This is a genomic window from Pseudomonas sp. (genome assembly GCF_030684895.1).
In the GTDB taxonomy this organism is placed as follows: domain Bacteria; phylum Pseudomonadota; class Gammaproteobacteria; order Pseudomonadales; family Pseudomonadaceae; genus Aquipseudomonas.
Genome location: NZ_JAUXXP010000057.1, coordinates 1 through 7,679 on the forward strand (window position 1 = coordinate 1; position 7,679 = coordinate 7,679).

General features: G+C 60.7%; 10 protein-coding genes. 4 read left to right on the forward strand and 6 right to left on the reverse strand.

The features are described 5' to 3' along the window. Window positions 1-264 precede the first annotated feature (264 nt). Entirely contained in the window at window positions 265-636 is a 372-nt protein-coding gene (locus Q8M42_RS12660; RefSeq protein WP_090376549.1) for a PilZ domain-containing protein, read from the forward strand. Between the two features lie 43 nt (window positions 637-679). On the opposite strand, the gene radA is transcribed toward Q8M42_RS12660, so the two are convergent. From radA to Q8M42_RS12675, 3 genes are all read right to left on the reverse strand, one after another. Beyond that, window positions 680-2,044 (reverse strand): DNA repair protein RadA, encoded by a 1,365-nt coding sequence (gene radA / locus Q8M42_RS12665; RefSeq protein WP_304864922.1) that lies wholly within the window; start codon window positions 2,042-2,044, stop codon window positions 680-682. 68 nt (window positions 2,045-2,112) lie between these two features. Beyond that, window positions 2,113-2,391: a YdcH family protein gene (locus Q8M42_RS12670; protein ID WP_304864924.1), complete on the reverse strand. Its 279-nt coding sequence runs from the start codon at window positions 2,389-2,391 to the stop codon at window positions 2,113-2,115. 84 nt (window positions 2,392-2,475) lie between these two features. Further along, complete coding sequence (locus tag Q8M42_RS12675) at window positions 2,476-2,718, reverse strand: YdcH family protein (RefSeq protein WP_304864926.1); 243 nt, start codon at window positions 2,716-2,718, stop codon at window positions 2,476-2,478. A 136-nt stretch (window positions 2,719-2,854) separates the two neighbouring features. On the opposite strand from Q8M42_RS12675, the gene Q8M42_RS12680 reads away from it, so the two are divergent. Next, window positions 2,855-3,601 (forward strand): EAL domain-containing protein, encoded by a 747-nt coding sequence (locus Q8M42_RS12680; RefSeq protein ID WP_304864928.1) that lies wholly within the window; start codon window positions 2,855-2,857, stop codon window positions 3,599-3,601. 67 nt (window positions 3,602-3,668) lie between these two features. Next, entirely contained in the window at window positions 3,669-4,082 is a 414-nt protein-coding gene (gene mscL / locus Q8M42_RS12685) for a large-conductance mechanosensitive channel protein MscL (protein WP_304864930.1), read from the forward strand. Window positions 4,083-4,142: 60 nt separating this feature from the next. Here mscL and Q8M42_RS12690 read toward each other — a convergent pair whose 3' ends face one another. After that, window positions 4,143-4,916, reverse strand: a complete 774-nt coding sequence (locus Q8M42_RS12690; protein ID WP_304864932.1) for a ferredoxin--NADP reductase — start codon at window positions 4,914-4,916, stop codon at window positions 4,143-4,145. 110 nt (window positions 4,917-5,026) lie between these two features. Next, on the reverse strand, window positions 5,027-6,022 hold the full coding sequence (locus tag Q8M42_RS12695) for a TRAP transporter substrate-binding protein (protein WP_304864933.1): 996 nt from the start codon (window positions 6,020-6,022) through the stop codon (window positions 5,027-5,029). 392 nt (window positions 6,023-6,414) lie between these two features. Here Q8M42_RS12695 and Q8M42_RS12700 point away from each other — a divergent pair, with 392 nt between their 5' ends. Further along, on the forward strand, window positions 6,415-7,539 hold the full coding sequence (locus tag Q8M42_RS12700; RefSeq protein ID WP_304864935.1) for a class I SAM-dependent methyltransferase: 1,125 nt from the start codon (window positions 6,415-6,417) through the stop codon (window positions 7,537-7,539). A 3-nt stretch (window positions 7,540-7,542) separates the two neighbouring features. Here the strand turns inward: Q8M42_RS12700 and Q8M42_RS12705 are convergent. Further along, on the reverse strand, window positions 7,543-7,679 hold a 137-nt coding region (locus Q8M42_RS12705), incomplete at its 5' end, for a transposase (RefSeq protein WP_304863804.1).

Sequence of the window (7,679 nt, forward strand, 5' to 3'; positions counted from 1 at the left end):
CACCGTAGGATGGGTGCTAACCCATCAATTGGCTGATGGGTTAGCACCCATCCTACGGCCTGAACCACTGCCAAAGACTTAGAGCGAGGAAGATTTCAAAGCCCGCCGCTCTACAGGGCGTAAAGCGGCCCCACTTAACTGAACAGCATTGCGCCTCTTGGCGGGCTTTTTTATATCTGCCGAGCCAGCCTCAGCACAGATAAAACCAAGCCATCGTCAGCAGCCTTGGCTATAGTGGATAAAACCTCGCAGGAGTTTCTTTGCATGAGCGAAACAGCCAATGAGCGTCGGCGCTTTCACCGCATCGCTTTCGACGCCCCCACCGAGATCGTGCAAGGGGAGCGGCGCTGGGCGGTCGAACTGCATGACGTGTCGCTGAAAGGCCTGCTGATCAAGCGCCCCAACGGCTGGAATGGCGACCCCAACCAGCCATTCGAGGCCAACATCCAACTGGCCGACGACACCCGCGTGCTGATGGAAGTGGTACTGACCCGCACCCAGTCTGACCTGCTCGGCTTTGTCTGCCGGCATATCGACCTCGACTCAATCAGCCACCTGCGCCGCCTGGTGGAGCTCAACCTCGGCGATGACAGCCTGCTGGAACGCGAACTCGCTGCACTCGGCGAAGACGAGTAAAGAAAAAGGAGGCCTCGGCCTCCTTTTTCATGCCCACTGATCGCTACTCGAACAGCGCATCCAGCGCCTGCTCCAGGCGTGTTACGGCAATCACCTGCAACCCTGGCGGCGGATCTTTCGGCGCATTGCCCTTGGGCACAATGGCGCGCTTGAAGCCATGCTTGGCCGCTTCTTTCAGACGTTCCTGACCGCTCGGCACCGGGCGGATTTCACCGGACAGCCCCACCTCACCAAACACCAGCAGGTCATGTGGCAGCGGCTTGTTACGCAGGCTGGAAATGACTGCCGCCATCAACGCCAGATCCGATGCGGTTTCCAGCACCTTGACCCCGCCCACCACATTGAGAAAAACGTCCTGATCGTAGGTGGGAATGCCGCCATGGCGGTGCAATACCGCCAGAAGCATGGCCAGACGATTCTGATCCAGGCCCAGAGTCACGCGGCGTGGATTGGCCATATGGCTGGTGTCGACCAGCGCCTGCACTTCCACCAGCATTGGCCGGGTGCCTTCCCAGGTGGCCATTACCACGCTGCCGGGCACTTCCTCCTGGGCGCGGGTAAGGAAAATCGCCGAGGGGTTGGTGACCTCTTTCAGGCCCTTGTCGGTCATGCCGAACACACCCAGCTCGTTGATCGCGCCGAAGCGGTTCTTCACCGCGCGCAGCAGACGCAGACGACCATCAGACTCGCCCTCGAAATACAGCACGGTATCGACCATATGTTCGAGCACACGCGGCCCGGCCAGCGAGCCCTCCTTGGTCACGTGACCAACCAGAAAGATCGCCGTGCCGCTCTGCTTGGCAAAGCGCACCAGCAGCGCCGCACTCTCGCGCACCTGAGACACGCCACCGGGGGCCGAGGAAAGTTGTTCGGTAAAGATGGTCTGGATCGAATCGATGACCATCACCTTGGGCTTTTCTACCCGCGCGGTGGCGATAATGCTTTCGATGCAGGTTTCGGTCATCACCTTAAGCTTGTCTTCCGGCAAGCCCAGGCGGCGGGCGCGCATGGCCACCTGCTGCTGGGATTCCTCACCGGTGACATACAGCGCAGGAAAACGCGTGGCGATATTGCACAGGGTCTGCAACAGGATGGTCGACTTGCCGATACCGGGGTCGCCGCCGATCAACACCACCGAGCCGTCCACCAGGCCGCCGCCGAGCACGCGATCCAGTTCACCGGAGGCGGTGGAGAAACGCGGCACTTCCTCGACGCTGACCTCGGCCAGGGTCTTGATCTGCACCTGCTCACCCGCCCAACCAGCGCGACCACTGGGCGTGGCCGCATTGGCTTCAAGCAGGGTCTCGACCAGGGTGTTCCAGGCCCCGCACTCGCCGCACTGGCCGGCCCATTTCGGGAAGGTGGCGCCGCACTCGGTGCAGCCATACATGCGCTTGGCCTTGGCCATGCCGGACTCCTATAAACGCTGAGCCCGGATCATACGAAATAGCTGGATATATTTACAGTCCCACGAAGCTATCCCTTGCAGCCGTTACCACAACCACAACACTGCCCGGCTGCGCGTTTCAGCCGGCGCGCGAGATCATCCTTGATGCCGACACGCTCCTGCTTGAGGGCAAGCAACGCATCGTCAGCCAGCAGCTCGCTACCCGCTTCGATCCGGCAGATACGTTTATCGAGCGTTTCGTAGGTGTCGGCCAGGCGGGCGAAGTCGGCGTCGCCCTGGCGCAGCTCATGCAGCGCGCCGCGCAGTTCGGGGAAGTCCTTGATCAGCGGATGGTGTTCAACATGCATGCGGGCATTCCTCTGGGATAGTCACTGCCTGCAGACTATCCCCTGAGCCGGGGCCCGCACTTGACCCGGATCAAGCCCATCACGCTATGACGCACTGCTGAGAAAGCCGGCCAATTCGTCCTTGAGGCTGACGCGCTGCATCTTCAGGCCCAGCAGCAACATCTCATCCATGGCCACCCGGCCGCTTTCCGCCTCATAGATGCGTTTGTCGAGTTCTTCATATTCCTCGACTAGGCGAGCGAAATGCCCATCACTGGATAACAAGGCGCTCAACTGCGCCTTGAACTCGGGAAACTCACGGTGCAAGGGGTGATGTTCCAGCGGCATAACGGCGTCCTCATGGCGGGCCTTGCAGTGAGCCTAGTCCAGTCGCGCGGGCTCTGCCGCGAAGCCTTAACAACCGGACCTCAGGCAGCTTCTGCTATCTTTGCCCAAGCGTCAGGAACCACTAAGAGAACCGGTTATGAGTACAACATCAGGATGTTCGGCTTGCCGTGACGGTCAAGGGCTGGGTTTTCCCATCAGCATGGCCTTTCAGCCCATTATCAACCTGAGTACAGGCACCATATTCGCCCACGAAGCGCTGGTGCGCGGTACAGCCGGTGAATCCGCCGGCAGTCTGCTGAGTAAGCTAAACGCGAATAACCTCTACCCCTTCGACCAGGCCTGCCGGATTACCGCGCTGGAATGGGCGGCCAAGCTGCAGGTGCCGGCCATGGTCTCGATCAACTTTATGCCCAACGCGGTGTACAAACCCGAGACCTGCATCCGCGCCACGCTGGAGGCGGCCAAACGCTTCAACTTTCCGCTGCAGCGGATCATCTTCGAGGTCACCGAACAGGAGCAGGTGCTGGATATCGACCATCTCACCGGCATCCTGCGCGCGTACCGCAAACAGGGCTTTATGACGGCGATTGATGACTTCGGCGCCGGCTATGCCGGCCTCAATCTGCTGGCCGACTTCCAACCCGACCTGATCAAGCTGGACATGCAGTTGATCCGCGATATCGATCAGGACAGCGTGCGGCAGATTCTGGTCGAAGCGACCCTGCAGATGTGTCGCAAACTGAATATTCGGGTAATCGCCGAAGGCATTGAAAGCCTGGGCGAACTGCATGCATTACGCGATATGGGCGTGGAGCTGTTTCAGGGTTACCTGCTGGCCAAGCCAGGGTTCGAGTCGCTGCCCGAAGTCCACTACCCGGCCTGAGAAGTAGCTGGCAAGCGGCGTGCACTGGATTACACTCAGCGCAACCTCACCTACCAGGGAACGCAGCATGAGCATAATCAGTGAATTCAAAGCCTTTGCGGTCAAAGGCAACGTGGTCGACATGGCCGTGGGCATCATCATCGGCGCGGCCTTCGGCAAGATCGTCTCGTCCTTTGTCGGTGACGTGGTGATGCCACCGCTGGGTGTGCTGATTGGCGGTGTGGACTTCTCCGACCTGGCGATTGTGCTGAAAGCCGCCGAAGGCGATGCCGCCGCAGTCACCCTGGCCTACGGCAAATTTATCCAGACCGTGCTCGACTTCCTGATCGTCGCCTTCGCCATCTTTATGGGCATCAAGGTGCTCAACAAACTCAAGCGCGAAGAAGAAGCCGCCCCGGCTGCACCCGCCGCGCCGACCAAGGAGCAGGAGCTGCTCAGCGAGATCCGCGACCTGCTCAAGGCCCAGCAAGCCAAGGAGTAGCACCCGGCACTAACGCATAAAGGCACCCTCTGGTGCCTTTTGTTTGCCTGCAATAAAGCCCTACCAATAGTTCTCCACCGCCACCTGCCCAGGCCGCCGGGTCAGGCTGAGCTGCAAGTCGCGCTGTTTCAGCAGCGCGCGGGTGTCGTCAATCATCTGCGGGTTACCGCAAATCATCAGCCGCGAGTGTGCCGGGTCCAGGCTCAGATCGGCGGCGCGCTCCAGCTCACCACTCTCCAGCAAGCTAGTGATGCGCCCATGCAGGCAACCGGGGGCCTGCTCGCGGGTGACCAGCGGCAGATAGGTGAAACGATCGGCGTATTCCTGCAAGTGTTCCTGCTGCATCAGGCCATGGATCAGCGGTTGATAGGCCAACTCGCTGGCCGTGCGCGCGCTGTACACCAGCACCACGCGCTGGAAACGCTGCCACACCTCCAAACCCTGCAGGATCGATAGAAACGGCGCGAGCCCCGTCCCGCTGGCCAGCAGCCAGAGGTCACGGCCATCGGCAAAACGATCCAGGGTGAGAAAGCCCAGCGCCTGCTTTTCTACCCGCAGGCTGTCGCCGACCTTTAGCCGACTCAGCTCGGAGGTGAACTCACCGTCTGGCACGACGATGGAGAAGAACTCGAGAAACTCATCATGGGGCGCCGAGGCCATCGAATAAGCGCGCCAGACCACCGAACCATCAGCCTTGGCGACGCCAAGACGGGCAAACTGCCCGGCACGAAAGCGAAAGCCGGCATCGCGACTGCAGCGCAGGCTGAACAGGCTGGGCGACCAGACCTCAATAGAGGTGAGGGTTTGCTGGGTGAACTTGTCGTCACTGACCATGCGAGCACCGGACCTATGCGGATTGCACAGGCCCAGTGTGGCGCAACGCCGGCCATACAAACACCGGTAAAACCTGGGGGTTCTTTACCATTACCCCTTAGAACCCGTGCTTAGCGGCGATTAACCGCCTGTGCGGCACGCAACACATCGGCGCCGATTTCAGCTTCAAAGGTCTTCCACAGCGGGCTCAGCGCAGTGCGCCAGGCGGCACGCTCGTCGGCCGTGAGGGTGACCACTTTGGCGTTGCCGGCAGCAATGATGCGTTCGCGATCGTTGTTGTTCAGCGCTTCGGCGTCCTTGTTCACCGAGAAGGAAACCTCTTCGATGATCGCTTCCAGTTCGGTGCGGGTCTTGTAGGGGATGCTGGTCCAGAACTCCTTGCTGCTGATCAGCATATAGCTCAGCGAACCGTGGTTGAGCTCGCTGATAAACGGCTGCACGGTGTCGACTTTCTGGCTGGCAATGTTCGACCACGGCCCTTCGGTGCCCTGGATGGTGCCGGCCTGCAGCGCCTTGAAGGCCTCGGCAAACGGCATCTTCACGGCCTTGGCGCCAAGCTGACTGAACTGCGCTTCGAGCACCGACGAGGGCTGGATACGGAAGGCCAGGTCCTTGGCATCCGCAGGCTTGCGCAGCTCACGGTTGGCGGTCAGCTGCTTCATACCGTTATTCCAGTAGGCCAGGCCGTAGATACCGTGGTTGGACATGGAGTGCAGCAGCTCACGGCTCTTGTCGCGTTTCTGGAAGCGCTTGACCGCCTCCAGGTCGTCGAACAGGAACGGCAGGTCAAACACCTGCAATTGCTTGGTGTAGGCCTCGAACTTGGACAGCGAAGGCGCCAGCATCTGCACCTTGCCCTCGCGCAGCGCGTTGATCTCCTCGCCATCACCGAACAGTGTTGAGTTCGGGTAGACCTCAACCACAATCTGGCCAGCCAGGCGCTCTTCCACCAGTTTCTTGAACAGCAGCGCACCCTTGCCCTTGGGGGTGTCCTCGGCCACTACGTGGGAGAACTTGATAACGATGGGCGCCTTGCCTTCTGCCTGGGCCGGGCTTGCCGCAACCAGCAACGCAGTGAAGGTTAAAGACAACAGGGACTTGACCATGAACATACCTTTTTGCAAATAGAACGCCGTGAAGCCTGCATAAGCAGGCCTCATTGAGTGGGGGTGTGGGCTATGGATGATTCGGCGGACGCGGCAGAGCAGCGGCGCAGTCCTGATCATCAGGCGCTACCAGATCGCAGCCGGGCGTGACGCTCGGGGCCTGGTTATTATTTGAATGCTGACCTTGCTGACTCATGCTTGCTGACTCATGGGTATCAAGCACGACTGAGCAGATCTGCAAGGGGGCGGCATTCTTCGGTAAAGCCGCGTGCGGCACAACCGTGATTTGCTGAACCAGCTCTCAGTTCCGAGACTTTTCCGCCACTTGCACCGACAATGGCGACCAACTGCACTTTCTATCGCGCCCTTGCGGGCTGTTACCCGAGTTTCCCATGCCTGTATTCAGCACCCCATTCGCCCAGCTCGATCTGCTTCGCCAACCCGACCAGCCCCACGAGCCGCTGCAGGCGTTCGATGCTGCAGACGAATACCTGCTCAACCATCTGCATGAACACGGGCTGACGAGCAGCGCACAGGTATTGGTGCTGAACGACAGCTTCGGCGCACTGGCGGCGAGCCTGGCTGGACAGGCGCAGGTGACCAGCAGCGGCGACTCCCACCTCGGCCATCTGGGTTTGCAGGTCAACCTGCTGCGCAACCAGCTGCCGGCAGATGCCGTGACGTTTGTGCCGGCCAGCGCAGTCGCCCAAGGGCCGTTTGATGTGGTGCTGATTCGCGTACCGAAAACCCTGGCACTGCTGGAAGAACAGCTGATCCGTCTGCACGGCCAGCTTGCCCCCGGCGCGCAGGTGATTGCCGCGGCCATGGTCAAACACCTGCCGCGCGCCGCCGGTGATCTGCTGGCGAAATATATCGGCCCGGTGCAGGCCTCGCTGGCGGTGAGAAAAGCTCGCCTGCTGTTTGCCACACCCGAGACCAAAACCGCGCCTGTATCGCCCTACCCGACGCGCTATCGCCTGGAAAAACCGGCCATCGAGCTGCTTAACCACGCCAACGTGTTCTGCCGCGAAGACCTGGATATCGGCACCCGCGCCTTCCTGCCGCACCTGCCCAAACACCTCCGCCGCGTACGCGTAGCGGACCTTGGTTGCGGCAACGGCGTGCTCGGCATTGCCTATGCCCTGGGCAGCCCGCTGGCCGAACTGACGCTGGTGGATGAGTCGTATATGGCGGTGCAATCAGCGCAAGAGAACTGGCGCGCGGCGCTGGGCGAACGCCCGGTCGAAATCCGCGCCGGCGATGGCCTGGCCGAGCAGGCAGAGGATTCACTGGACCTGGTGCTGTGCAACCCGCCGTTCCACCAGCAACAGGTGGTCGGCGACTTTCTCGCCTGGCGCATGTTCCAGCAAGCCCGCGCGGCGCTGGTGACCGGCGGCGAACTGTGGATCGTCGGCAACCGCCACCTGGGCTACCACGCCAAGCTGAAACGGCTGTTCCGTGGCGTAGAACAGGTCGCGGCGACGCCGAAATTTGTGGTGCTTAAAGCAATCAAATAAGGTTCATCGCGCTTTCCCGGGGAAGGCGGCCTTGATTTTCAGGAAGAAGTAGTCCGAGTCCCTGAAGCCATAGGCCATACGCTTGATCACCTTGATGCGGTTGTTCACCCCTTCCAGCAGGCTGGTATGCATGCGGAAGC

Coding starts and splice junctions, on each gene's coding strand:
- Q8M42_RS12660 (WP_090376549.1), top strand. CDS start 265: ATGAGCGAAACAGCCAATGAGCGTCGGCGCTTTCACCGCATCGCTTTC.
- radA (WP_304864922.1), bottom strand. CDS start 2,044: ATGGCCAAGGCCAAGCGCATGTATGGCTGCACCGAGTGCGGCGCCACC.
- Q8M42_RS12670 (WP_304864924.1), bottom strand. CDS start 2,391: ATGCATGTTGAACACCATCCGCTGATCAAGGACTTCCCCGAACTGCGC.
- Q8M42_RS12675 (WP_304864926.1), bottom strand. CDS start 2,718: ATGCCGCTGGAACATCACCCCTTGCACCGTGAGTTTCCCGAGTTCAAG.
- Q8M42_RS12680 (WP_304864928.1), top strand. CDS start 2,855: ATGAGTACAACATCAGGATGTTCGGCTTGCCGTGACGGTCAAGGGCTG.
- mscL (WP_304864930.1), top strand. CDS start 3,669: ATGAGCATAATCAGTGAATTCAAAGCCTTTGCGGTCAAAGGCAACGTG.
- Q8M42_RS12690 (WP_304864932.1), bottom strand. CDS start 4,916: ATGGTCAGTGACGACAAGTTCACCCAGCAAACCCTCACCTCTATTGAG.
- Q8M42_RS12695 (WP_304864933.1), bottom strand. CDS start 6,022: ATGGTCAAGTCCCTGTTGTCTTTAACCTTCACTGCGTTGCTGGTTGCG.
- Q8M42_RS12700 (WP_304864935.1), top strand. CDS start 6,415: ATGCCTGTATTCAGCACCCCATTCGCCCAGCTCGATCTGCTTCGCCAA.